Genomic DNA, 25,212 nt, shown 5'->3' with positions numbered 1-25,212 from the left:
GGAGGATTCATAAGCATACCTGAGACGTACTTTTATCTCAATGCGCCTCCAGGTGGAAATAATTTTTTTGTTATCTCCAGGTTCCTTTGTTTCACCGAATGAATAATTCGACCAGTAATAAGGATCAATACCTATGGAAAATCTGGATCCCGATCCGCGGTATGGATTGTTGGCATAACGCCAATAATCATTCATGGTAGTAAAATACCCGATGTCCTGCTTGCCGGCAAGATCATTTTCTCTGAGGAAAGAATCCAGGCGTGTCATTTCATATACCCTCCGCAGTCGTGCATCAAAAAAACGCTCGTTCTTGATCTCTGCAATCAGCCTGGCGAAATCCAGAATCTCCTCCTCTGTGGGATTACGGTTAAGTTTCCCTTTCCCGGAAAGCTGATCCATGATATAAACCGCCATTCTTGCGTCCCGAAGGGGTTCAATCCTGCCCTTTCCTGCAGAAACCGGCAAAGAAATGTGCACAGCCCTCGATTCGTCAACGGAATTTCTGAAATTGTCTAAAGTATCCCACTTGCGTTCCAAATTTCGGAATCTGGTGGAAACAGCAAAACTCAAATTGGTTGCTAAATAATACAGATTGTCGGAATAAAACCGGTTACTGGATTTTCCGGATAAAGATAATCCAAAATTCTCCTTAAGTTCCTGGTACATTTCCTGCTTTTCTGAATTTTGATGCGTTAAATGAGCATTGAATCCCAGGCTGATCCTATGATTCCCCTGATAATCCCTGCTGTTATAGTAACTTTTATAAGTACCTCCTATTGAACTGCCAAAATCAGAACGATTTTTTTGATATTCAAAAATCTCACCAAATTCATAATTCTCATAAAATTGATCATTACCACTCCCGTCGGCATCCAAACTGAAATCAAGCTGATGACGCTCCAGCTCGGGGAGCTTGTAAAGGCTCAGGTCAAAGGTGTCGATCTGGGCATGGGAAAAAATCGTGGAGAAAAAGAAAGCTGAAAGAAAGGCTGAGAAAAGGGTCCATTTTGCCATAAAATACGGGTATGTGGATTTGTGTATCAAAAATAGCAAAATTATGCAAAAAACTGGCAGAAAAGAACAAGAATACCTAAAAAGCCTAAAGCACAAAACAGAGGTCAGTTTGCAGAATCAATAAATTGTCATTCGGTGGTCATCCGTCAAAGAGCCGGACAAGTTTTATTGCCACTCTATTGTCATTAGCTGTTATCCGCAGAATTCCAACAATGTAACAGTTTCACAATTTAACAATGAATCTTATCCGGAAATATCATACTGTTAATAAACTGAACTTCATATTTAACCTGAAACCTGAAACTTCTTGTCTTGCTTTTGCTCTCTGTTCTCTGCTCATTCCATCTTCAGCACTTTGGCACCGCGGATCTTGCTTTGTTTGATCTCCATCAATGCCTCATTTGCCTTTTCAAGTGGATACTCTTCATAATCGGGCTTAATGGGAATTTCAGCAGCCAGTTCCAAAAACTCCCTTACATCCCTTCGTTCCACATTGGCCACACTCTTAATTTCTTTCTCCAGCCAGAGGTGACTCGGGTAATCAATATTCTGAAGATAGTCGATATCCACATCTTCCTTACGAATGGCATTGATCACCAGACGACCGCCGGCATCAAGTCTCTTTAAAGCTTCCACTACCGGTTTCCAGACGGGTGTAGTATCTATTATCGCATCAAGTTTTCGGGGAGGTGTATCTACTGTATCTCCTGCCCAGGCAGCTCCGAGCGATTTGGCAAACTTTCTCTCATTGGGATTCCGGGCAAAAACATAGATGGGAGACTTCGGAAACTGGTGTTTGGCCATCTTAAGCACCAGATGACCGGAAGCACCAAACCCGGTCAGTCCGAGAAGGTGCCCGTTTTTCAGGTGGGTCAGCCGCAGCGAACGATATCCGATGGCACCGGCACATAGTAAAGGGGCAGCTTCGGAATCGTTAAAAAATTCGGGTATGGGATAGGCAAAGCCTTCGGGAACCACCATATATTCTGCATAACCTCCATGAGCGTCTCTTCCGGTGGCTTTAAACTTTTCACACAAATTCTCATTCCCGTTCTTACATTGTTTGCATTTACCGCAAGCAGAAAAGATCCAGGCCACTCCTACCCTTTCACCCTTGCTGAATCGCTTTGCATGTTTTCCGTTTCTTTCAACATAACCGACAACCTGATGACCCAATATGACAGGAAACTTGGGTGGCGGTGTGCGTCCTTCAATCTCATCCAGCTCGGTATGGCATACGCCGCATCTGGAAACCCTGATCAAAATCTCTCCTTCCAACGGTGCGGGCACAGGCCATTCAACCAGCTCCAAAGGTTCGTCTTCTTCTTTCAGATCAGCCAGATTCCTTAAAACCATTGCTTTCATAATCAAATTTTTTCTGCATCAATCAAATAAGATGGACTCTTTAACATTTAGCTCTCCCGCAACATACCGGGCAACATTTTGGTTAAGCCAGTTGGGCTGGTGGGAATCAGAGCCAATAACAAAATTAAACCGCCCGGTAAAAGGCGCCAGTTTATTCCTCCAGTCGTTCTTCCAAACATAGCGGTTGTTGATCTCTATATAACACTCAGGGGGTACCTTGTTCAAATCTGTTTCAAGAACCATAGGATGGGCTATAATTACCGGTTTTCCGGTAGCCAGCAGGTTTTCAATCCCCCTGTACTCTGACCGATAATCACGGCAATGATAAATATAATACTCAAAATCAAGTTGTGCCGCTTCCTGAGTATACTCAGCTCCGTCAACTTCCGTCCCTGTATGAAATCCATATTGCTTCAGCGTTGTCCGATACGACTCAAATCTTTCATAGAAATGTTCAAAGTGATCGCTGATACCAATGACTTTGGCATGCCTGATGCGTGCAATCAGTTCGGGGGTTTGCTGTTCTGCAACCGCACTGTCAAGATGAGAAAAGGTGGTATGTATATGTAAATCCTGTGGAACCCTGCATTCCGCGTTATTCATTTGTTTCTGATTTTTTGATTACATTCTTTCCGGCAAATCAATACCCAAAAGCCACATGGCTTCGCGAAGAACCTTTGCAACCTGCGAAGAAAGCATTAGTCGCAAATGTACGGATGGCACAACCTCAGCCCTCAACACCGGATATTCATGATAAAACTGATTGAATTCCCGGGCAAGTTCATATACAAAATTGGCGATCACTGAGGGTTCTCCCTGTTCTGCGGCTTCGGAGATTTCATAGGGAAATTGATGGATCAGTTTGATGAGCTGAATTTCTTTATCATTTATCTTCACATTTTCATTTACATGGTTCGGAATATTGTAATCTCTGTCTCTGGCCTTATCCAGCAACGAATTGATCCTTGCGTAGCTGTACTGAATGAAGGGTCCGGTGTTGCCGTTAAAATCAACCGATTCCTCAGGATCAAAAGTCATGTTCTTTTTAGGATCCACCTTCAGTATGAAATACTTTAGTGCTCCCAGACCAACCGTACGATATATCCGTTTTTTCTCTTCCTCACTAAAATTTCCTATCTTCCCGGAATCCTTTGAGATGGTTTCCGCTGTTTGTATCATCTCACTAATGAGATCATCGGCATCCACTACGGTACCTTCCCTGGATTTCATTTTTCCTTCGGGAAGTTCAACCATCCCATAAGCCAGATGATACAGGTTATCTGCCCATTCATAACCCAGTTGATCCAGCAGTATTTTTAATACCTGAAAATGATAATTCTGTTCATTTCCCACCACATAAATGTGGTCATCAAATTTGAATTCGTTGTACCGTTGTATGGCAGTGCCGATATCCTGGGTAATATATACGGAAGTGCCGTCTTTTCGGAGCAACAGTTTCTGATCCAGGCCTTCATCCGAAAGATCAGCCCACACAGATCCATCTTCCTCCCGGTAAAATACACCCATATCCACTCCTTTCAGCACTTCATTCTTTCCTTTTTTATATACCTCCGATTCATAATAAATTTTATCAAAATCCACTCCGAGTGCCTGATAGGTTTTATCAAATCCTTCCAATACCCATTTATTCATCTTTTCCCACAACTCCACCGTTTCAGGATCATCATTTTCCCATTTGTGTAACATTTGCCGGGCTTCTTTAATGAGAGGAGCTTCCTTTTCTGCCTGTGCTTTAGACATGCCTTTACCTATAAGTTCCTGTACCTGTTTCTTATATTCTTTATCGAACTTCACATAATAATCTCCGACCAAATGATCTCCTTTAACACCTGCAGATTCAGGAGTCACTCCATTACCCCACTTCTGCCAGGCCAGCATGGATTTGCATATATGAATCCCCCGGTCGTTTACCAGATTAACCTTTTTAACATCATTCCCGGCTGCTTTCATGATCCTGGAGATAGAAAAACCCAGAAGGTTGTTTCTTATATGCCCCAAATGTAGCGGTTTATTGGTATTGGGAGAAGAATATTCCACCACTACCCGCCTCTCTGTTTCACGGGTAAATAAATCATAAATATTCTCCCTTTGATTCATATTATTGAGAAACCGCAGCCAGAAAGCATTGTCAATGGTTAGGTTTAAAAATCCCTTGATCACATTAAAATCTGCAATCTCATCCATATTTTCCTTTAAATAAGCACCAAGAGCCTCCCCGGTTTGTTCCGGAGGTTTTTTGGAATACCTCAAAAACGGAAATACCACCACAGTAAAATCTCCCTGAAAATCCTTCCGTGTACGCTGAATTTGAACCTCCCTGGTATGTACCTCCGTAGAATACAGGGATGCCAGCGCCTTTCTTACCGTTTCCGTTATCCTTGCTTCAATGTTCATTTGGCCGGTTTTTATGTCCTATGTTCATATTAAATAAAAGTAGCCACAAAGATATATAAGTAGCCAAAAAGAGCGGAAAATAATTTAATATTTTTTATTTGACTGAATTCCGTTGGCTCAATTGTTATGAAAAATGTAATTTAGCAGTAAATCCCATTTCAAACGATGGAAAATAATTGATATCAATTTGTAATAAATTTTTGTCCCCAGGTGTCATAATTAAAGAATATGTTGAGGAATTGCTACAACAATGACTGATCAGGAGATTATTCAGGGTCTGAAAAACAAAGAAGAAACGGCATTTAAGGAATTTGTGGATACATATCAGCATCTGGTGCTGAATGTGGCCAACAAATTTGTTCGTAATAAGGAAGACGCCATGGATATAGCCCAGGAGGTATTCATAAAGGTCTATGATTCTGTGCATTCTTTCAGGGAACAATCAAAAATATCCACCTGGTTGTATAAAATAACAGTCAACAAATCATTGAATTATATCAGAGATAAAAAAAGACGGAACATTTTTAGCAGCCTGGATGCGATCTTTGAAAACAAAAACAATAACTCCATGGAAAATGTAGCGGACGATCAAAAAATATCTCAGGAACAAATGGAATCGGAAGAGAGAAAAGAGATACTTTTCAAGGCCATTGACCAGTTACCGGAGAAACAAAAAACCGCCATAACCCTGAACAAGCTTGAAGGGTTACCCTACAAGGAAATAGCAGGGATTATGGATATTTCTGTAACCGAAACAGGTGTTTTAATCAACCGGGCCAGGAAAAAGCTGCAGAAAAAACTGGTAGCTCAGTTTAATCCGGATCACTTATAAATCCTGCCAAGCGGGAAAGTTTATGAATGTGCAATGGTTTGTGGGAGGGATCCAGGATTATTTTTGAATAATTTGGGTTTAAAATACTGAAAAATTGTAATAAAATATACGGATAGGGTGTCATAATAAAAGAAATTCAATAAAGATGAAATGTTCTAAAGTACATAAGCAATTGTTGCAATATCTGGATAAAGAGTTACCGGAAAACCAGATGAAGTATATTCACCAACATCTGGAAACATGTGCATCGTGCCGTTCGATTTATGAAAATACAAAGAAGGCATGGAATGCGCTCCGTAACGAAGAAATATCCCATCAACCCTTCTTCTATACAAGGTTAAAGCAAAGGATGGAAAACAGAAAAACCAGGTCAGCCCCCGGATTTACCGGTGTTGGAAGGAAAATTCTCCAGCCTGCCATATATTTTATCATCCTTGGGCTTGGAATTTATATTGGGGTGCATTTGGGACAAGGAATGCAAACTCAAAACGAAACGGCTTCCTCAGCCCAACAGATCAATTACATTGAGGATTACGCCAGGAGTCAGTATCTGAACGGCATGGAACTGGAAATAGTAGAACAAGAGTTGCTAACAGAAACACAAGCTGAAAACGGAACAAACGATGAATAAATTTACTAAGAAACAAATACTGATAGGAGCGCTCATACTGCTTTTTGTAATCAATATAGCAGCTTTGGGGACAATCATATATCAAAACTATCAGCATAAATGGAAAGAGCCTTCTTTCTCTGTTGAAAAACCCGACTGGTCGGAACGAAACAAAGACAGCGACGAATGGGCAGCACAAAGAAAGGGTAAAGACAGATGGCCCCGGAGAAACGACAGCTTGCAGAGAAAAGGGGGACAACAAGAAGGCCGGGGCTTTGAATACTTCATAAAAAGAAGGCTCCAGCTCGATCAGGAACAGTTCCGGGAATTTCAAACATTACATAAAGAAAACATGGAGTTAATGAAAGGCATTGCCCGGGAACTCAGCAACAAAAGAGATACCTTAATGGAGGAGCTGGCAAAAGAGGCGTCCGACAGCAGCAAGATGAACAGGTTGGCCAGGGAAATCGGAACGCTTCATACCCAACTGAAAAAAAATACCATCGATCATTTCACCAAAATGAAAAAGCTTTGTACACCCGAACAAAGAGAAAGACTCAACAGGATGATCATGGAAATGGCCGATCACGGCAGACATGAACCCGGAGCCGGTATGAGAAAGGGTGGTCCGCCCCATGGTAGAATGGACAGAAAATGAAAGCAAATAAATTACCAATTATTATTAAAATCAAATCAAAATGAAAAGATTCAATCGATTATTAACAATTCTTTTTGCAGGGCTGTTTCTTTTTACAGCCGCGAATGTTATGGCTCAAAGAGGCCAGGGATTTAAAGGCCAGAGCATGGGTAGGTCCGGTGGACCTGGATTTCATCGGCAATGCCAGATGATTCCCGATCTGAACGACGACCAACAGGAACAAATCAAAGATCTTAGAACAGATCAGATGAAAGAGATGACTCAGTACCGAAACCGTTTAACGGAAAAAAGGGCTTCGCTCAGAACGCTTCAAACCCAGGATGATCCTGACATGGCAGCCATCAACAACACCATTGAAGAAATGGGAGAGATACGTACCGAAATGCAAAAAGCCCGTGCTGAACATCATCAGGAAATAAGGGAAATCCTCACGGAAGAACAGCGTGCAATCTTCGATGCCCGCATGAAAAGATCACGGGGCAATTTTATGCAACAACGTATGGGAAACATGAGAGGAAACAGAGGGATGTGTCCTATGGGAGATATGCGCCCCATGGGAGGAATGCGCATGAGATCATTTGATTAGTACCTTTAAAAAAAGCCGGAATGAAAACATTTCCGGCTTTTTTTATGCCCAAGTGTTACTTCCTTATTCAAACAGGCCTTCATCCCTGATGACCATCAAAATTGAATTATGGGGAACAATAATATACCTTTCATTTTTAAAAATGATCTCATGAGCCGTACTCTGTAAATAAATGGCCAAATCCCCTTCCTTTGGCTGCAAAGGAACATACTTCACCTCATCCTGTTGGTCTTTCCACGGTTCATCCTCATCTGTAACCGCTGGAATGGGATACCCGGGACCCACCTTCAGAACGTAACCACTGTGGATTTTTTCTTTTTCCTGTACACTGGGAGGAAGATATAAACCCGATTTGGTTTTGGATTGCGGATCCTTGGGTTTAATCAACACCCGGTCGCCAATGAGAATGAATTTACTGAGATCCTGATCACCTATTTCTAAAGCCATAATTCTGATTTTTGTGTGCGCAAATATAGCATCCTCAAGAGAAATAACTCACATTTTGTGCCTTTATTTTTTCTTGTTGATATCCATCTCAGCCAGGGATTACATTTGATCTAATTAATGTTTGTTTATAAAGTCAAATAGATTTGAAAGAGTCTTGGCTAGAATGTTCGCTGGCAAGGCTTGCGAGTTTTGAATACCAAATGTAGAGATGTACGACCGTAACTCTCTACCAGATATAAATGACTGGCATGAAAAACGAGCGTAACGTAGCCAGCGGACATTATAGACAGACTCTAATTATATAGAAAATTGGGAGGCGCATGGTTTTCAATACATCTGATTGATGGCTTTCCCCCAGGAATCCCGCTGCTTAATTTTAAATTTCAACTCCTCTCCTGCCCTGGTAACGATATTTAGACCATTGGATGAAAAAGCACTGGTGTTGAAAAATATCACTTCCTCTATTTCCGTGGGCACGATCTCCATGTTATACTCTGATTTTTCAGGCGATTTAAAATACACCCTCTGATTGGTGAGAATCAATTTACCGGTAATTTTGCCTTTTCCGTTCAGGTGTTGGGAGTCTCCGGCCTTAACCACAATTTCATTCGGTTTAAGATTTACTTTCATAATTGAAATTTTTGTTGTATATAATTATTGTATCACATTCTATGCCAAAAGTTGCTACCTACTATAAAATCAAATCATTAAATAAATAACTTAAGATATTGAACCGTATATTATGACCGATATTGACACAATCTCCGTACGGAAACGAACATTTATATGCCTAAAGACAAAGTATTGGAAAAAATGATGCACCAACAGGAAAGAGTTTCGGAATTAGATCATTACAAATAATGAACCGCATACAAAAAACCAATGCCGAAAATAACCGGGAAAATAAAAAGGGAAAGCCGGCTGTTGGGGCTTTCCCGAAAGAGGGGTAGCGAGAGTGAGGCTCGAACTCACGACCTCAGCATTATGAATGCTGCGCTCTAACCACCTGAGCTATCTCGCCATGATTTTGAAGGTGCAAATATAATATTTTATAAAAATATCAATGAAGATTATGCAGAATTTTATATATTGCATCAAATCATTATGAAGATAAAACCTCTGAAATATGAAATCAGAACTGGAAATTGAATTTTTTATAAACGTATCACCTGTCATTTTATTTCCCCGCCTAAGCACGGCGGGCGGATTGGTTGAATGGTTTGCCGATGATATCCGTGTCAATGAAGATGTGTTCACCTTTATATGGGACGGGGTGGAATACCCAGCCCGTATTTTGCATCAAAAGAAGAACCGTTACATCCGTTTTAAATGGTTGGATGATCAGGATAATCAAAGTTATTTTGAGTTCAAAATCCTGGAGGACGATCTGACCGGGGACGTTACCCTTTTGGTTACTGATTTTGCAGAGGAAGAAGAAAAATCCGACGTTTCCTTCCTATGGGAAAAACAAGTTGATAATCTAAAAAATGCACTGGGTGTAACTTAACTGGACGCTCATTGATAACATTTCTCAGTTTATAAGTACCTTACCGAGCAAGTTTTGCCAAAAAAAACAAGAATTTGACCGGTAAGGGTTACAATAACGCATTCTTTTTTTACCCTTTTGCTCAAGCATTCCTTAAGAAAATAACTTAATTTTGCCAACGTTTATATCTTAAAAAAACAGAGCGCAATACCTTGAAACGTCTACATAAATTACTGATTAAATCGTTTATAAAACCACTTATAGCCACATTTTTTGTTGTCCAGTTCATCCTGATCCTTCAGTTTTTATATCGAGTTATCGATGACCTGGCGGGAAAAGGACTGGGATGGGACATTATTGCCGAGTTGTTGCTATATGCTTCCGCTTCGTTGGTACCTCTTGCCCTTCCGCTTGCTGTATTGTTGTCTTCTATTATGACATTCGGGAATCTGGGCGAATATTCGGAGCTTACTGCCATTAAATCTTCAGGCATTTCGCTGCAAAAATTCATGAGGCCACTGATTGTTCTTGTAGTTTGCCTAAGTATCGGGGCCTTCTTTTATGCCAATCATGTGATTCCCTATGCCAACCTCAAAGCATTATCCCTGCGCTACGACATCAAGCAGCAAAGAGAAGAGCTGCAAATCAGAGAAGGTGTATTCTACAATGATATCGAGGGCTACAGCATAAAGGTAGGTCACAAAAATCCCCGCACCAATCTGATGAAAGACATCATGATCTATGAACACAATAAAGAAAAAGGAAATGCCCAGGTAACGGTGGCCGATTCAGGATACATCAACATGACGAGTGATGAATCCGAACTGCTGGTTACCCTTTTCCACGGCCGATCCTATGCTGAGATGCAGGAAAGCAATAAATCAAAACCACGGGGAGAAGAAAAACAATATCCTTTTCAACAGAGAACCTTCGATAAAGAAACCATATTGATTGATATTTCAGGTTTCAGTTTCAGCCGTACCGATGAACAACTTTTCAAGGACAATTACCAAATGCTCTCGATCAATGAACTGGAAAAAAACAGAGACTCCCTGAGGCATAGTTATAACCAAAAAGCCGCAGAGCTTTCAAAGGAACTGGATAACAACCTGTTTGTTCATGAAAAACATAACAAGCATGCCCGTAACGAAGTAAAGAACAGGTCAGAGGCCCGGGAAGCAAAAAAGTCCCAGCAGGCCTCAGAAAATTCTCCGGATACAAATCCGGAAGATAAAAATGCGGATTCACCCCCTTACATTTACGCCCGTGACAGTCTGCAGCCGGTAAAAGAAAAGGAATATGCCTACATGTATACCGCTCTCCCGGATTCAACAGCCTCAAACTACGTAACCCGTCCATCCGAAATACAATATGCAGGAACGGGTGGAGATGCATCATCTTCAGACCATCCGGAAACACAAGAGCAACCCCAAAAATTCGATAATAACCCCAATACATTCGATGTGGATACTTTCCTGGATACCCTTGAAACCAGACATAAACTGAATATAATAAACCATGCACTGAGCAATGCCAGACAAAACAGCCAGAAAATAACCGACTCAAAAAAGATATTTGAGCAGAGGCAGAAGAACATCTTCAAGCATCAGATTCACTGGCATAAAAAGTTTACTCTGTCTTTTGCCTGCCTCATCTTTTTCTTTATAGGTGCCCCGTTGGGTTCGATCATCCGTAAAGGAGGCCTGGGAGCACCTCTGGTGGTCTCCGTCGTATTTTTCATCATTTATTACATTATTGACATATCCGGTGAAAACTTTGTAGAGAAAGGAGTATTACCCGCATACTTCGGGATGTGGCTTTCATCCCTGGTCTTCCTTCCCATTGGTATATTCCTGACTTACAAAGCATCAAACGATTCCATGATACTTAACACAGACACCTACACTAAAGCCGTCAGGAAGATCTTTTCATTTATAACGGGCACAAAGGAAGAAACCGAAAATAATGAGAATAGGGATTTTCATGAACAATAATTAGGCCATTTTTGTCACTTTATGTAGTTTTGTACATTATTACACAGGTTATAGAGCTGAAGCATATGAGCCAGAATCAGGATGAACTAAAGCACAGGCTAAATACCATAGAAGAAGCCATAAACGATATAAGAGAAGGCAAACTTGTGATTGTCGTGGATGACGAAGCAAGGGAAAACGAGGGCGATTTTATAGTGGCTGCCGAAAAGATCACTGCTGAAACCGTAAACTTCATGACCAAATATGGTCGCGGATTAATTTGTGCTCCCCTGCCTGAAGAAAGATGTAACGAACTGGAGCTGGAAATGATGGTTGACAAAAACACCTCATTCCATGAAACACCTTTTACGGTATCCGTGGACCTGATCGGACACGGCTGTACTACAGGAATATCGGCATCGGACAGGGCCAAAACCATAAAAGCCCTGGTTGACCCCAAAACACAGCCCGAAGATATGGGCAGGCCGGGTCACGTATTTCCGCTAAAAGCAAAAAATAATGGAGTACTGAGAAGGGCAGGGCATACTGAAGCAGTGGTTGATCTGACCCGTTTAGCCGGATTAAAACCGGGAGGGGCACTGGTGGAGATCATGAACGACGATGGTTCTATGGCGCGCCTTCCGGAATTGATAGAAATTTCCCAAAAGTTCAACCTAAAGACCGTTACCATTGAAGACCTGATAGCCTATCGCATACGGCAGGAATCACTTATAGAAAGGGGGGTTCGCGTTAAACTGCCCACAGAATACGGCAATTTTGAGCTGATTCCCTTTAAACAGAAATCCAACGGTGTCGAACATATTGCCCTGGTAAAGGGAAAATGGAACAAAGAAGAGCCTGTGCTGGTGAGAGTCCACTCTTCTTGCATAAGCGGCGATATATTTGGTTCCAAAAGGTGCGATTGTGGCCCGCAGTTGCACAAAGCCATGGAGATGATCGAAAAGAAAGGAAAAGGCGTACTGGTATATATGAACCAGGAAGGACGGGGCATTGGGTTTTTCAATAAAATAAAGGCCTATAAATTACAGGAACAGGGGAGAGATACAGTGGAAGCCAATCTGGATCTGGGATTCGAAGAAGATGAAAGGGATTACGGAGTTGGTGCCAACATACTCCGGGAACTCGGGCTTGGTAAAATCAGGCTGTTAACCAATAATCCGGTAAAAAGGAAAGGTCTTGAGGGGTATGGACTGGAAATCGTGGAGAATATCCCCCTGGAGGTGGAACCCAACGAATACAACCGCTTTTACCTGAAAACGAAAAAACTTAAAATGGGACACCGGCTGGAACTGGTCGATCCCAATGAACTAAAAAAAAACAATGAAGAAGAAGCAGGCGAAAAAGAACCCAAAAAGTCCGTTTCTTACTCCGAATCCGGTAAAGATAACAAATGGGCTGATTCATAATGGTTTCCTTTTAACATCATAAAAAAGGCTGTATGGTCTCAAAAAGTGCATTTCGCATTGTTTTTATGGGTACACCTGATTTTTCCGTAGAAAGCCTGAAGGCCCTGGTGGAAAACAACTATAATGTGGTGGGTGTGGTTACCAATACTGATAAGCCTGCCGGCAGAGGCCAGCAAATCCGGGAATCTCCCGTCAAAAAGTATGCAAAGGAGCAAGGATTGCCCATTCTTCAGCCTGAAAATCTTTCAGACCGGGATTTTATTCAACGGCTAAAAGATCTGGATCCAATGCTCCAGGTAGTGGTTGCTTTCAAAATTTTGCCTTCGGAAGTATTCAATATACCGGAATATGGAACCTTCAATTTGCATGCCTCCCTCCTGCCCGATTATCGTGGAGCGGCCCCCATCAATCATGTAATCATCAGCGGTGAGTCCAAAACAGGAGTCACAACATTCTTTCTCGATGATAAGGTTGATACGGGAAAAATCATTAAGAAAAAAGCAACGGAGATCACACAGGATGAAACTGCCGGAACGCTCCATGACAAGCTGAAGATGCTGGGAGCCGAATTGGTGGTGGAAACGGTAGAGGCCATACGAAACAACAACTACCGGGCCATTTCGCAGGATGAACTGAGCAAAAACAGGCAAACATTAAAAAAAGCTCCCAAAATATTCAAAGAAGACTGCCGGATTGATTGGCACAAGACCTGTAGCGAAATATACAATTTTATTCGGGGACTAAGCCCTTATCCGGCTGCTCAAACCCTTTTAAACAATTCAGATCAGATACCGCTTAAAATCTTTCAGGCATATCCCGAAAAAAAGGTACATGAACATGCCTGCGGTACCCTTTTATCCGACCATAAAAACTATATAAAAGTAGCCACTCCGGACGGATTTATTCACCTCAAAGAAATTCAGCAGTCAGGTAAAAAAAAGATGGATGTGAAGGAATTTCTGAAAGGATTCAAAAATATTGAAGAGTTTAATGCAGTCTAACTCAAGTATCAAATCACAAAAAGCACCCAATTCAAATATCCACTCTAATCACCTTTTTCCACGATGTTAGATTTCTTCTTCCTCAGCCAGATTTTTTGACCCGGCTCAGGTTGCTCTCCTTTTTCCATGCGGTTTTTATCATACAATTTATCCAGTTTGATCCCATAATGTTGAGAGATGGAATACATGGTATCCCCTTCCTGCACAATGTGAACGTCGTAGCCCTTTTCAGCCTTATTGCGCTTGGGCTGTAAATAAAGAATCTGTCCCGGTTCCAGGGTGGCGTTATCGTCCAGCTCATTATATTTTTTCAATTCCCACGGCAGCATATTGAGTTCTTCGTTAAGGCTTTTAAACGTATCGCCTTCTTTCACCTTAATATAATCAATTCTGTTGCGCATGCGGACAGTATGTTTCTGCGCGGATATTTGATAGTTATCCACGTCTCCAAGCCGGGAGTTACTCGAAGAGCTTGCATAATGAGACGAATAGCGATTTTCGTCATACTGATGCAACTGATAGCGTTCGATAAGGTTGATCAGTTTAGAGGCGTAAGTCGCACTGGTGGCATAACCGGCTTTCTTGAGGCCTCTGGCCCATTTCTTATAATCGGTACGGTCATAATCAAAAAGAAATGCATACCGCCTGGATGAAGTCAAAAATCTGGAATGATCTTTATAAGATTGGTAATCATCTGTATACTTTCTAAAACATTCATTCTTCCTGTCATCGTCATGATATATCCTTTTGCCGTTCCAGTCGCTATGGCACTTTATCCCGAAATGGTTGTTGCCCTCTGTCGCCAACCTGCTGTTGCCATAATCGGATTCCAGTATGCCCTGAGCCAGCGTAATACTTGCCGGTATACCTGTACGATTCATCTCCTGAATGGCAAGATCTTTATATTCTTTAATATATTGCTGGGCATTAAGTGTACGAAAAGGTTCTACCGGGGTTCGGGTTGTGGAACAAGAAGCGGAAATGATCAATAAGACAAGAATATACCTGAATTTCATTACCAACTGTTTTTGATTTTATACTTCTATAAAATTTTCAGCCACCATTCCTTTTGAATGACCTGTGGCGGTCAAATATAAAATTTTATATTTGGTGCACAATACAAATATTTTTCCAAAATTACCGTAACATGAGAAAAAAAGAACATCATTCCATATTTTACGAATGCTCCTCACTTTCCGAGCTTTCTCCCAGTGACCGCCAGCTTGTAGAAAAAGCCGAAACCGCTGCATCAAATGCTTATGCACCTTACTCGGAATTTCATGTAGGAAGCGCAGTCTTATTGGAAAACGGAAGATCCTTTGTGGGAAATAACCAGGAAAATGTGGCTTTCCCTTCCGGTTTATGTGCAGAAAGAGTGGCGGTATTTTATGCCAAAGCACAGTTTCCCGAAGTCCCCATAGAAACATTAGCCATAGCGGCCCTTAAAAAGGGTAAACTGGCAGAAGAGCCTCCTGCTCCCTGTGGAGGATGCCTTCAGGTGTTACTGGAAAATGAACGAAGAGACCAGCATCCCATAAAAATCGTGCTTTATGGGTCAAATAAAATCGTAATGGGTGAAGGCGTCAGGCAGTTCATGCCCTTGGGGTTTGACGGGAAAGCGCTCTGAATTGATCCTGAAAAAATTTAACCCGAATTATTCTTACCGCAGCTTTAGCTGCAAACAAATTCCTCATAACCTGTATGGTATAGTTCTCAAAGTTAAGCAATTTAACTTTTTTGAACCACATACCTGCCCCGAAGCAGGCGGGGGACACATAGAAAACATAGGAGTTCACATAGGTTTATTATTTCTCAGGCCATTCAAAAACCAAGTTGTTAACCAGGCCTCTTTCGCCCTCTTTAAAAATATTCACACAATTAATTCCTCTAATTTTTAATTCCCTCAATAAAAATTTTTCATAAATGCTTTCCAGCAGTCCCGAACCTAAATATTTATGTACTTCAATGGCACATCCTATGACCTTATAGATGAGCTCATCTAAGTATTTCTTTGTTACTTCCATATTTTTATTATTTCTATGTGTCATCCTATGTGTACTATGTCCTATGTGGTTAAGAAAACAGTATTTTGCTAAAAAAACAAAATTTTTAGAAGTGATAGCATAATGCTGACGCTATTAAAAAACCTGGCTTTTTGCTTCAAAAAATTTCGCAAAAAGCCGGTTTTTCTAATGCGGGGCTAATATGTGGATAGTATCTTGCGGAAAGAATCATTGGGCCGTATGCCTTCTCCATCCTCAGAATACTCGGGCTTAATACGATTTACAAAATACATATCCACCACTTCGGGATTGTTTTTCATCCTGACCTTCCCCCGGTAGGTACAGTCAAAATAGTCTTTTATATATCCATAGGTGGCAGCGGAAATATTTATCCTGCCCTCCTGAGCTGTCTCCTCCATCCGGGCGGCAATATTTACAGTATTGCCCCAAATATCATAAGCAAACTTTTTGCTTCCTATCACTCCGGCCATTACTTCACCCGTATGAATTCCCAAACGCAATTCCCATGGTTGTTCACCCCTGGCTTCCTTCTCAACAGCCATCTCCCTAACAAATCTTTGAATCTCCAAACTTGCCAGGGTAACATCAAACGGGTTGCTGTAATTTCTCATGGGAAGTCCACCGGCACACATATAAGCATCTCCCATGGTTTTGATCTTTTCTATATAATGCCTTTCTATGATCTCATCAAATTTTCTTATATACCTGTTCAGTTCGGAAATTAAACCATCTACCTCCATGGTTGTGGTCAGGCGGGTGAAATTTTTGAAATCAGCAAATAAAACTGTAACCCGTCTATACTTCTTTGATCTGACGGTCCCCCTGATTTTCAACTGTTCGATAATCTCAAAAGGAAAAATGTTGGCCAGAAGTTCTTCGGTTTTTTTCCTTTCAATATGATCATCAGAGACATCGGTTTCCACAGCGATGATTTTTTTCAATCTGTTATCCTCATCGAAAACAGGAGTCAATGTAGTTTGAATCCATTGGGTTCCGGTAAAATCAGTTTGTATTTTATGCTCAAAGGTTAACCCTTGCTGTCCGTTTTTGAATTGGTCAAGCATCAATTCAAAACCCTTGCTTTCTTCCGAAAAAATATAATGTCCGAATTTTTCCAGGTATTCGTTAAAGGGAAATCCATATATTGCTTCAAAACCTTCATTTACCCAATCCAGTCTCCCCTCCGCATCCAATACTACAACGGCATTGACCGAACGCTTAGCTTCTACATTCAACTCATTCAGAATATCCTTCTCCGGATAATTTTCCTGACTTTCCCAATTCTCTTTTACCATCTTTTCATTAAACTGTTACACAAATTATCGGGTAAAATTATGAAGGTTTGTTCAATATTCAAACGCATTTTTTATAAAAGCCGGATACAAAATGACGGATAGAACTCGTGATTCGATAAAAAAACTCAAGAAATGAGTATATAGAATCTCAATCCTGGTCCTCCTCTTCGTCATCATCAAGTAAATCCGGCCTGAGTTGGCGGGTTCGTTCAATGGCTTTTTGTTCCCTCCACTTTTCTATCTCGGGAAAATTACCTGAAAGGAGGATATCCGGAACCTTCCATCCTTTGTAATCAGCCGGTCTTGTATAAACCGGGGGTGACAGCAGATCATCCTGAAAAGAATCGGTAAGCGCTGAGGTTTCATCACTGAGAACACCCGGTAATAATCTCACCACGCTGTCAACGATAACCGCTGCAGCCAGCTCTCCTCCAGTAAGAACATAATCCCCGACTGATATTTCTTTAGTGATTAAATGATCCCTTACCCTCTGATCAACACCTTTATAATGACCACAAAGGATGATCAGATTTTGAAAAGTAGCATATTTGTTTGCCGTTTTCTGGCTATATCGTTTTCCTTCCGGAGCGGTATAGATGATCTCATCATACTTCCTCTCGGAAGTTAGCTTTTGTATTGCCCGGTCAATGGGCTCAATGGTCATCACCATGCCTGCTCCTCCTCCAAAGGCATATTCATCTATGTTTCGGTGCTTATCCGTTGAATAATCCCTCAGGTTATGCACATGAATTTCTGCTATTCTCTTTTCCCTGGCTCGGTTAATAATGGAATGATTCAGAGGACTTTCCAGAAGTTCCGGTAAACCGGTTAATATATCTATTCGCATGACGCTTTTTATACAAAAATAGTAAGAAGTACCGATTGGCTGGTTTACATACCTACTGTCAATTTGTCGCAAACAAAGTATTTAGTAAGTCATTTTGACATTAAAATGAGAGCATCTACTGCCATCTTAGCTGAAATCATTTATGGCACAGGAATTGATTCTACTCTTCCAAATTATATAATATTAATTTAAACTAATTAAAAACAATTAAAAATCGCTCCATTGAGATTTCATAATCTCTGTATAGAACTGTTTATTAATATTTAAAAGATGTATCAACGGGTAGAAGCAAAAAAGAATTTGTATTCTACCCGTTGTCTTTGATACCAGATCAATTCTTCAGGAAATGGCGTCACGGTCATCAGAGAAACGCTCATATTCCCTGTTATCAACAATCTCTTTCAGGTATTGAACCACCTGCCAGATCTCCAGATAGGTATTATAGAGCGGTGAGGGTGCAATGCGTATGAGCCCGGGAGGACGAAAATCGGGTACAACGCCTTTGCTCTTCAGCGCTTCATTGATTCTGAATGCTTCCTCAGGCCGGGTAATGGAGATGTGTCCTCCCCGGTTTTCTTCAGATGAAGGTGTTACAATCTTAAAGTTATAGGGGTTCTCATAAAGGAGCTCACGGATCAGATAGATCAGGTAGGAGGTCATGGCCAGGGATTTTTCCCTGATGTTTTGTATTCCCGCTTCATTGATCAGATCAATACTGCCTTCTAAAGGGGCTGAACCCAGTATACCGGGCGAAGATATTTGCCATCCCCCGGCATTGTGCGAGGGATCAAACTCCAGCGACATATTGAACTGGGTCTCCTTGTTGTTACCAAACCAACCAGCAAGTATGGGTTCCTTATCGAAATGCTTCTGATTCAAATATAAAAAAGCAGTGCTTCCCGGTCCACCATTGAGATACTTATAGCTGCAGAATACTGCAAAATCCACATCCCATCGATCGAATTCGTGAGGTATGACGCCCACGGAATGACTGCAATCAAATCCAATCAGAATATTTCTCCTGTGAGCCTCTTTTGTCAGGTATTCCATATCCAGCAACTGCCCGCTCCGGTATAATACCGAAGGCAATAAGATCAATGTGACCTCATCGTTCATTTGTTCTACAATATCCGACTCTTTTAGGGTATATCCGTCATGTGATGACACAAGGATTAACTCCTTTTCTGGATCCAGGCCTTTCATCCTGATCTGACCTTTCAATGCATAAATATCTGAGGGGAAGTTCAGCTCATCCGCCAGAATTTTTGTCTTGTTACCGGATGGTTGATACAGGGAACTCACCAGGGCATGAAGATTGATGGTAGTTGTACCGGTCAGGATCAGTTCTTCAGGCAGTGCCCCAACAAGATCCGAAGCCTTTTCACCAATTTTTTCCGCAAAATAAAACCACGGTTGTTTCCCATTCAACCAACCTTTTATGCCTAAATCACGCCATTCATTTAACACCCGTTTCAGCGCGTATTCAGATTCTTTGGAAAGCAGGCCCAGAGAGTTGCCGTCCATATAAAGACTGCCCTCCGGGATAAAAAAGTGGTCTCTGTAATTTAAAAGCGGATCTTTCTGATCCATTTGCAGGGCAAAATGCTTATCGTCTGAAAAATCTACCGCCATATAATAATCAATATTTAGTGTTTGTCCATAAAGTCAGAGAGATTTGAAAGAGTCTCGTCTGGAATGTTCGCTGGCAAGGCTTGCGGGTTTTGAATGCCAAATGTAGAGACGTACGGCCGTACGTCTCTACCAGATGTAATTGACTGGGATGAAAAACGAGCGTAACGCAGCCAGCGGATATTATAGACAGACTCTATTTCGATGTCTGAATCCTACGAATGGTACTCCTGTAAACCCCATCTAAATTTTTCGTAATCAAAAATTGAATTAAGACGCCCTGATAAAAAATGCCGTTCCTGTAAAAGCTAAGGAACGGCCATAAATATTTGTTTGGTAGGGTTGAACTGTTTTACTGGTTATTATGATATTGCTCATTCAAACCCTCCACTACCCTTTGGGTGATATTGAATCTTTTATGTTTATATAAAATGGGCCCGCCAAACGAATAACTCAATATGAAATGATAATTGTTTTCTGCTGCATAGTCATCAAGATAGTCCATAATGCTTTGCAACACCTGTCTGTAAATAACCTGCTCTTTTTCTGAAAGCTCTGAACTTATCTGATTGCGCATCTGATACAGTTCCTGTTCTTCTTTGCTAAGCTCCTGTTGCATCATACGGGCTTTTGATCGGGTAATCAGACCCTTATCTAATTTTTCTTTTAAATCCTCATATTGCTGCTGGAGTCGCTGTGACCGGCTCTGTAGCTTTGCCTGGGAACTGCTCTGCTCATCGGTAAACTCATCCCTTTTGTCCTGATACATATGATATTCTGACAATAAGGAATCAATGTTTACATAGGCTATTCGCAAATTTCCTTTTATCTCTGTTCCTTTTGAAGTTTCGGCTGCTTCTTCTTTCCCGGTTACCTGTTGGAGTTGTTCCCCTTCGGAGGTGAAATACAACACAAACAATACTACAACTGCAATTCCTAAAACAATATGGATTACAAGATTGACTTTTTTCATTACTACAACTGTTTTTTTTATATTCCGACAAATATAAGTTAATAAAGAGCTTTTCAAAAATGAAAAGCCCAATTTTTTTACCCAACTGGAAAATTTATTTTACCATGCGACAGGACAGGGAGATTTAACCCATTTTTCGCGGGGTTCTTTATGCTTCCCAAAGGTATAGACCAGGGATATCTCGTGCGCCCCCTGGGTAAGACCGGCCAGGTTCGATACGGTAATATCATAACTGTATCCGATATTAAACTGATCAATATTATAACCAACCAAAAGAGCTATGGCATCATTACTGGGAATATCCTTTATCAGAGGTATCCCCCTGTACCACATGCCCATCATGAATGGAGTGTAATTCCAGTATAATCCCAGGTTCAACTGGGAATTCTCCCCCTGCTTCATCAGGTGAAAAGCAGGAAAAAGGTTTTCCCTGGTGTTCTGGCCGTATTTCTTATTGATAGGGATTTTCGTCCCTCCAAATAAGGAAAACCTCATGGGAATGGTACTTTCTCTTGCTGTCAGGGATACGTTGGGCTTCAGGAGATGATCGGCAGTAAATCCTACCCAGATATCTTCAGAATAAAATAATGCAGAAGCGCCGGCATCTACATCCCAGGTAAAATCCTGCGGTTCTGGTTTCACCTCCGCAGTGTTGTTCAATAATTCCGAACCAAAGGTAAGTTTATGAAAATGTAAGCCATTCTGTGTATAAAGCAGCTCTATTCCCGGAATTACCCGCCATTCATGGTTAAGTTTAAGGTGATAACTGTAGCTTAATCCAATATTGGTTTTTGATAATATGCCCGTTCCCGCCTGTTCCCGGAGGAACAAAAGTCCGAGTCCGCTGTTGACAGTAGGCAGATAATGATCGTAGGAGAAAGAATACGTAACAAAAGACTTCTTTAATGCAGGCCATTGATTTCTGTAACTGGTGGCAACTCGCTTCCCTTTTGTGCTTCCTGCAAAAGAGGGGGCCAGATACATCGGAGACGCATAAAATTGTGTAAACTGCGGATCCTGAGAGAAACAAAGATTGCCACCCATAATCAGCAGAACTATGACAATAAGCCTTTTCATGTATTGTTTTCTAATATATACCGTATCCCGTACCTGATACGAATTTCACAACAAATAGTTACCCCTTTACTTTTCAAATTATTATTCATCTACCAATAACAAGGTTGTAACAAACCCTTACCATTATTCAATTTACAATGGAAATATATATTTACCGCTTCACCCGATATCAACGGAATGAATAATTTTTGACTACCATACCCAAAACATTGGGGGAAAGAAATAATATACCGGATGAACAAAAGACATGCCCCTTGCACATCTGAAAGGAAAGGATATGACCCAGGAATAATCCGATGGAGTTTACATCAGAAAACTGATCAAAATACCCGCGGCAACGGCCGAGCCTATAACACCGGATACATTGGGTGCCATGGCATGCATCAAGAGGTGATTATTGGGATTGGCCAGCAAACCTTCATGCTGTACAACCCTGGCACTGTCTGGGACTGCAGATACACCGGAAGCTCCGATCAGCGGATTGATCTTGTTTTCGTCTTTCAGAAAGAGATTCATGGTTTTTGCAAAAAGCAGCCCTCCGATGGTGGCTATCATAAATGAAAGAGCGCCCAGCCCGAATATCATAAGTGATTTGGATGTCAGGAATATATCCGCCTGTGTCGAGGCTCCTACAGTTAAACCCAGAAGAATGGTTACAATATCGATCAGGGAATGACGTGCCGTTTCAGCCAAACGGCGCGTAACCCCGGATTCTTTAAGTATGTTGCCAAAAAACAACATCCCCAGCAAAGGTAAAGCACTGGGAGAAATATAAGCAGTTAACAACAAACCGATGATGGGAAACAGTATTTTTTCAAGCTTTGAAACAGAGCGTGGCGGTTTCATCACGATCCTCCTTTCTTCCTTGCTTGTCAGCAACCGCATAAAGGGTGGTTGAATGACAGGAACAAGCGCCATATAGGAATATGCGGCAATAGCGATGGGGCCGATCAAATGCGGAGCCAGTTTGGATGAGAGAAAAATGGCCGTAGGCCCGTCGGCTCCTCCAATGATACCAATGGCACCCGATTCTGCAGGAGTATAACCCAGAGCAAGGGCGCCCAGAAAAGTCAAAAAAATTCCTATTTGGGCTGCTGCTCCCAAAAGCATCAGCCTCGGATTGGAGATAAGTGAACTGAAATCGGTCATAGCCCCTATACCCAGAAAGATCAGGGGCGGATATACCCCTTGTTTCACACCGAAATAGAGATAATTGAGCACACTCCCCTCTTCATACAAACCCAGTTGCAAATTGAAACCCTCTGCCTGATAAAAAGGTATGTTCCCTATAATGATTCCGACCCCTATGGGTATAAGAAGCAGGGGTTCATATTCAAACCGGATAGCAAGAAATATAAAAAACAACCCTACAACCAGCATGATCAGATGACCAGGAGTCACATTGCCAAAACCGGTATATTCATAGAAACTCAGTAGTCCTGCTATGGGCAACGAATAATTTTTAAATTTCTGGTCTCCAATAATCAATTTCCCATCATCGGTCAAATATCCCTCCCTCTGTCCAAGTGATTCATCGTGAAATGACACAATGATGCGATTTCCGGAAGTTACCTTCCAGGTACCATGAAATTTCATTTTTGTGGAATCCAGAAAACAGGTGTGGTCTTCATTGAACTGAATGCCTTTATACCTCTTTCGCGTTTCGTCACTCTCCTCACTGATTTTATGACCCGAAAACCTGTTCATCCATTTGCCGCTGGTGAGTTCCGTTTTCACCTGTTCCTGTGAAAATGCCAGTCCGTTGCACAGAGTAAGAAGCAATACGAGGAGGGATAACAAACCCAGGTTTTTCTTCATGATTTTTAGGTCGATTTTTTCCAAACGGTTATTCAATTTCTGCCAGCATATCGTTCTGGAGGACTGCATCTCCCTCATTTACCCTAATGGTACGGATTCTTCCATCTTTTTCAGCCAGCACATTATTTTCCATCTTCATCGACTCCATGATCATAATTTTATCTCCCTTTTTTATTTCATCTCCTTCACTGACCAGTATTTTATAAATGTTACCGGGTAATGGAGCATTAACTGCTGAGGCGCGGCTGCTTACATTTTTTTTGATCTTGCTCTCAGTTCTTTTGGGTTGCACATGGGTACGGATCAGTTTCGGTGTTTTGGACCTTACCGTTTCTTTCTGCTCTACCTCTACTTCGTATAAAGTGCCATTGACCTCTATATGGGCAATATTGTCCTCAAAATCCTTTACTTCCACCTCGTAAGCATTGCCTCTTATTTTAAATCTGAATTTTTTCATGACTTTTCTGTTGTTAAAAGGTTTTATGAGGCCATCGTCTCAAACCATATATCTTAGAACTCCACGGTGAATATCGCTTTCGAACCCTTTCAATGGTAATCACATTGCTTTCACGATCATGCAGTTCAATAGAATAGAGATAGAGCGCTGTAGCAATAGCGGCAGTAACTTCTGACGAGATATGCATTTCCTCATGCCCCGGTTGTTTTTTCTGCTTAGTCCTTTCTTTATGTTCCCGTCGGTTCTGGTAATAAATGATCCTGGGAAGATTGGCAAATAAAAAAAAGGACAGCACCAGGGCAATGAACACAACCAGATACCCGATAATGGCTATTGTCACTCCTTCTCCGTACACAGCGGAAATATCAAAATGTATATCACTTATCCACCACATCCTGTATGTTGTTATTTATAATGGTAAATTCGAATGTTTTTTGGCCGGATTGATATCCTTCTTGGTCGAGAGGGTCTGCAGAGCCCTGACTATTCGGAATCGGGAATTTCTGGGTTCTATGATATCATCAATGTAACCCAAACTGGCAGCCTGATAAGGATTGGAAAAATATTGCCGGTATTCTTCTTCCTTTTCTTCAATGAACTTTTTCCGCTCTTCTTCATCTTCAATTTCTTTTAATTCCTTGCCATAAATGATCTCAACCGCACCTGACGCGCCCATCACAGCTATTTCGGCTGTAGGCCAGGCATAATTCATATCTCCGCGGAGTTGTTTGCAACTCATAACATCATGTGCACCTCCGTAGGATTTTCTAAGGGTGATGGTAATCTTCGGAACCGTGGCTTCACCGTAAGCAAACATCAGCTTGGCTCCGTGGGTAATAATCCCTCCGTATTCCTGGTTACTTCCGGGCAAAAAGCCGGGCACATCCACCAAAGTCACGATCGGCACATTGAATGCATCACAAAATCGGACAAACCGGGCGGCTTTCCTGGAAGCATCGATATCCAGCACGCCGGCAAGAAAATTGGGCTGGTTAGCCACAATCCCCACCGGCTGTCCGTCGAATTTGGCAAATCCGATAACAATATTTCTTGCGTAATGACGATGTATCTCGAGAAATTCGCCATAATCCACCATTTTATCTATGATTTCCCTTACATCATAAGGTTCATTGGAATTTTCCGGTATGATGTCATTCAGGGAATCATCCATCCGGTCAATCGGGTCGTGGCATTCTGTCACAGGAGGCTCTTCCAGATTATTGGAAGGGAGGTAAGTCAGGAGCTTTCTGATCAACAGCAGTCCTTCCTCCTCGTTTT

General features: G+C 41.6%; 26 protein-coding genes and 1 tRNA gene. 9 read left to right on the top strand and 18 right to left on the bottom strand.

Annotated elements, in window-relative coordinates; genetic code table 11:
• The 4 genes from KGY70_05010 to KGY70_04995 form a co-directional block, all read right to left on the bottom strand.
• On the bottom strand, positions 1 to 1,014 hold a 1,014-nt coding region (locus tag KGY70_05010; GenBank protein ID MBS3774521.1), incomplete at its 3' end, for a hypothetical protein.
• A gap of 336 nt (positions 1,015 to 1,350) precedes the next feature.
• Positions 1,351 to 2,379 (bottom strand): zinc-dependent alcohol dehydrogenase family protein, encoded by a 1,029-nt coding sequence (locus tag KGY70_05005; protein MBS3774520.1) that lies wholly within the window; start codon positions 2,377 to 2,379, stop codon positions 1,351 to 1,353.
• 18 nt (positions 2,380 to 2,397) lie between these two features.
• Complete coding sequence (locus tag KGY70_05000) at positions 2,398 to 2,982, bottom strand: PHP domain-containing protein (protein MBS3774519.1); 585 nt, start codon at positions 2,980 to 2,982, stop codon at positions 2,398 to 2,400.
• An 18-nt stretch (positions 2,983 to 3,000) separates the two neighbouring features.
• Positions 3,001 to 4,794: an arginine--tRNA ligase gene (locus tag KGY70_04995; protein ID MBS3774518.1), complete on the bottom strand. Its 1,794-nt coding sequence runs from the start codon at positions 4,792 to 4,794 to the stop codon at positions 3,001 to 3,003.
• A 250-nt stretch (positions 4,795 to 5,044) separates the two neighbouring features.
• Between KGY70_04995 and KGY70_04990 the strand changes: the two genes are divergently transcribed.
• The 4 genes from KGY70_04990 to KGY70_04975 all read left to right on the top strand — a co-directional run bounded on the left by KGY70_04990 (position 5,045) and on the right by KGY70_04975 (position 7,480).
• The gene (locus tag KGY70_04990) at positions 5,045 to 5,626 is read left to right on the top strand and encodes a sigma-70 family RNA polymerase sigma factor (protein MBS3774517.1); all 582 of its coding nucleotides are present in this window, start codon (positions 5,045 to 5,047) and stop codon (positions 5,624 to 5,626) included.
• A 145-nt stretch (positions 5,627 to 5,771) separates the two neighbouring features.
• The gene (locus KGY70_04985) at positions 5,772 to 6,257 is read left to right on the top strand and encodes a zf-HC2 domain-containing protein (GenBank protein ID MBS3774516.1); all 486 of its coding nucleotides are present in this window, start codon (positions 5,772 to 5,774) and stop codon (positions 6,255 to 6,257) included.
• Complete coding sequence (locus KGY70_04980; GenBank protein MBS3774515.1) at positions 6,250 to 6,894, top strand: periplasmic heavy metal sensor; 645 nt, start codon at positions 6,250 to 6,252, stop codon at positions 6,892 to 6,894. The genes KGY70_04985 and KGY70_04980 overlap by 8 nt, the downstream gene beginning before the upstream one ends.
• Positions 6,895 to 6,934: 40 nt before the next feature.
• The gene (locus KGY70_04975; GenBank protein MBS3774514.1) at positions 6,935 to 7,480 is read left to right on the top strand and encodes a Spy/CpxP family protein refolding chaperone; all 546 of its coding nucleotides are present in this window, start codon (positions 6,935 to 6,937) and stop codon (positions 7,478 to 7,480) included.
• Positions 7,481 to 7,543: 63 nt separating this feature from the next.
• On the opposite strand, the gene KGY70_04970 is transcribed toward KGY70_04975, so the two are convergent.
• The 3 genes from KGY70_04970 to KGY70_04960 form a co-directional block, all read right to left on the bottom strand.
• Positions 7,544 to 7,927: a co-chaperone GroES gene (locus KGY70_04970; protein ID MBS3774513.1), complete on the bottom strand. Its 384-nt coding sequence runs from the start codon at positions 7,925 to 7,927 to the stop codon at positions 7,544 to 7,546.
• Positions 7,928 to 8,254: 327 nt separating this feature from the next.
• On the bottom strand, positions 8,255 to 8,557 hold the full coding sequence (locus KGY70_04965) for a hypothetical protein (protein ID MBS3774512.1): 303 nt from the start codon (positions 8,555 to 8,557) through the stop codon (positions 8,255 to 8,257).
• A gap of 317 nt (positions 8,558 to 8,874) precedes the next feature.
• Positions 8,875 to 8,948: transfer RNA gene (locus KGY70_04960), tRNA-Met, on the bottom strand.
• A 105-nt stretch (positions 8,949 to 9,053) separates the two neighbouring features.
• Here KGY70_04960 and KGY70_04955 point away from each other — a divergent pair.
• The 4 genes from KGY70_04955 (at position 9,054) to fmt (ending at position 13,814) form a co-directional block, all read left to right on the top strand.
• Positions 9,054 to 9,434, top strand: a complete 381-nt coding sequence (locus KGY70_04955; GenBank protein MBS3774511.1) for an SRPBCC domain-containing protein — start codon at positions 9,054 to 9,056, stop codon at positions 9,432 to 9,434.
• A 191-nt stretch (positions 9,435 to 9,625) separates the two neighbouring features.
• Positions 9,626 to 11,407: an LptF/LptG family permease gene (locus KGY70_04950; protein ID MBS3774510.1), complete on the top strand. Its 1,782-nt coding sequence runs from the start codon at positions 9,626 to 9,628 to the stop codon at positions 11,405 to 11,407.
• A gap of 65 nt (positions 11,408 to 11,472) precedes the next feature.
• Positions 11,473 to 12,813, top strand: coding sequence for a bifunctional 3,4-dihydroxy-2-butanone-4-phosphate synthase/GTP cyclohydrolase II (locus KGY70_04945; GenBank protein MBS3774509.1), 1,341 nt, complete (start codon positions 11,473 to 11,475; stop codon positions 12,811 to 12,813).
• 32 nt (positions 12,814 to 12,845) lie between these two features.
• Positions 12,846 to 13,814 (top strand): methionyl-tRNA formyltransferase, encoded by a 969-nt coding sequence (fmt, locus tag KGY70_04940; GenBank protein ID MBS3774508.1) that lies wholly within the window; start codon positions 12,846 to 12,848, stop codon positions 13,812 to 13,814.
• Positions 13,815 to 13,858: 44 nt separating this feature from the next.
• On the opposite strand, the gene KGY70_04935 is transcribed toward fmt, so the two are convergent.
• Complete coding sequence (locus tag KGY70_04935) at positions 13,859 to 14,830, bottom strand: glucosaminidase domain-containing protein (protein MBS3774507.1); 972 nt, start codon at positions 14,828 to 14,830, stop codon at positions 13,859 to 13,861.
• A gap of 131 nt (positions 14,831 to 14,961) precedes the next feature.
• Here KGY70_04935 and KGY70_04930 point away from each other — a divergent pair, with 131 nt between their 5' ends.
• Positions 14,962 to 15,441, top strand: a complete 480-nt coding sequence (locus KGY70_04930; GenBank protein MBS3774506.1) for a cytidine deaminase — start codon at positions 14,962 to 14,964, stop codon at positions 15,439 to 15,441.
• A 178-nt stretch (positions 15,442 to 15,619) separates the two neighbouring features.
• Here the strand turns inward: KGY70_04930 and KGY70_04925 are convergent, their stop codons facing one another.
• The 10 genes from KGY70_04925 to KGY70_04880 form a co-directional block, all read right to left on the bottom strand.
• Entirely contained in the window at positions 15,620 to 15,838 is a 219-nt protein-coding gene (locus tag KGY70_04925; protein ID MBS3774505.1) for a GxxExxY protein, read from the bottom strand.
• Positions 15,839 to 16,014: 176 nt separating this feature from the next.
• Entirely contained in the window at positions 16,015 to 17,133 is a 1,119-nt protein-coding gene (locus KGY70_04920; GenBank protein ID MBS3774504.1) for a PAS domain-containing protein, read from the bottom strand.
• A 148-nt stretch (positions 17,134 to 17,281) separates the two neighbouring features.
• Positions 17,282 to 17,980 (bottom strand): tRNA (guanosine(37)-N1)-methyltransferase TrmD, encoded by a 699-nt coding sequence (gene trmD / locus KGY70_04915; GenBank protein ID MBS3774503.1) that lies wholly within the window; start codon positions 17,978 to 17,980, stop codon positions 17,282 to 17,284.
• Between the two features lie 339 nt (positions 17,981 to 18,319).
• On the bottom strand, positions 18,320 to 19,612 hold the full coding sequence (gene kynU / locus KGY70_04910; GenBank protein ID MBS3774502.1) for a kynureninase: 1,293 nt from the start codon (positions 19,610 to 19,612) through the stop codon (positions 18,320 to 18,322).
• Between the two features lie 349 nt (positions 19,613 to 19,961).
• Positions 19,962 to 20,582, bottom strand: coding sequence for an OmpH family outer membrane protein (locus tag KGY70_04905; GenBank protein ID MBS3774501.1), 621 nt, complete (start codon positions 20,580 to 20,582; stop codon positions 19,962 to 19,964).
• A 99-nt stretch (positions 20,583 to 20,681) separates the two neighbouring features.
• Complete coding sequence (locus tag KGY70_04900) at positions 20,682 to 21,659, bottom strand: type IX secretion system membrane protein PorP/SprF (GenBank protein MBS3774500.1); 978 nt, start codon at positions 21,657 to 21,659, stop codon at positions 20,682 to 20,684.
• A 303-nt stretch (positions 21,660 to 21,962) separates the two neighbouring features.
• Positions 21,963 to 23,255 (bottom strand): sodium ion-translocating decarboxylase subunit beta, encoded by a 1,293-nt coding sequence (locus tag KGY70_04895; protein ID MBS3774499.1) that lies wholly within the window; start codon positions 23,253 to 23,255, stop codon positions 21,963 to 21,965.
• 250 nt (positions 23,256 to 23,505) lie between these two features.
• A complete protein-coding gene (locus KGY70_04890) occupies positions 23,506 to 23,934 on the bottom strand; it encodes a biotin/lipoyl-binding protein (GenBank protein MBS3774498.1) in 429 nt (142 codons plus the stop codon).
• A 13-nt stretch (positions 23,935 to 23,947) separates the two neighbouring features.
• Positions 23,948 to 24,328 carry an OadG family protein gene (locus tag KGY70_04885; protein MBS3774497.1) on the bottom strand — a complete coding sequence of 127 codons (381 nt, stop codon included), beginning with the start codon at positions 24,326 to 24,328 and terminating at the stop codon, positions 23,948 to 23,950.
• Positions 24,329 to 24,343: 15 nt separating this feature from the next.
• On the bottom strand, positions 24,344 to 25,212 hold an 869-nt coding region (locus KGY70_04880; protein ID MBS3774496.1), incomplete at its 5' end, for a methylmalonyl-CoA carboxyltransferase.

It is taken from the genome of Bacteroidales bacterium (assembly GCA_018334875.1).
Taxonomy (GTDB): Bacteria; Bacteroidota; Bacteroidia; order Bacteroidales; family UBA12077; genus JAGXLC01.
This window is presented reverse-complemented; position numbering and strand designations above follow the sequence as displayed.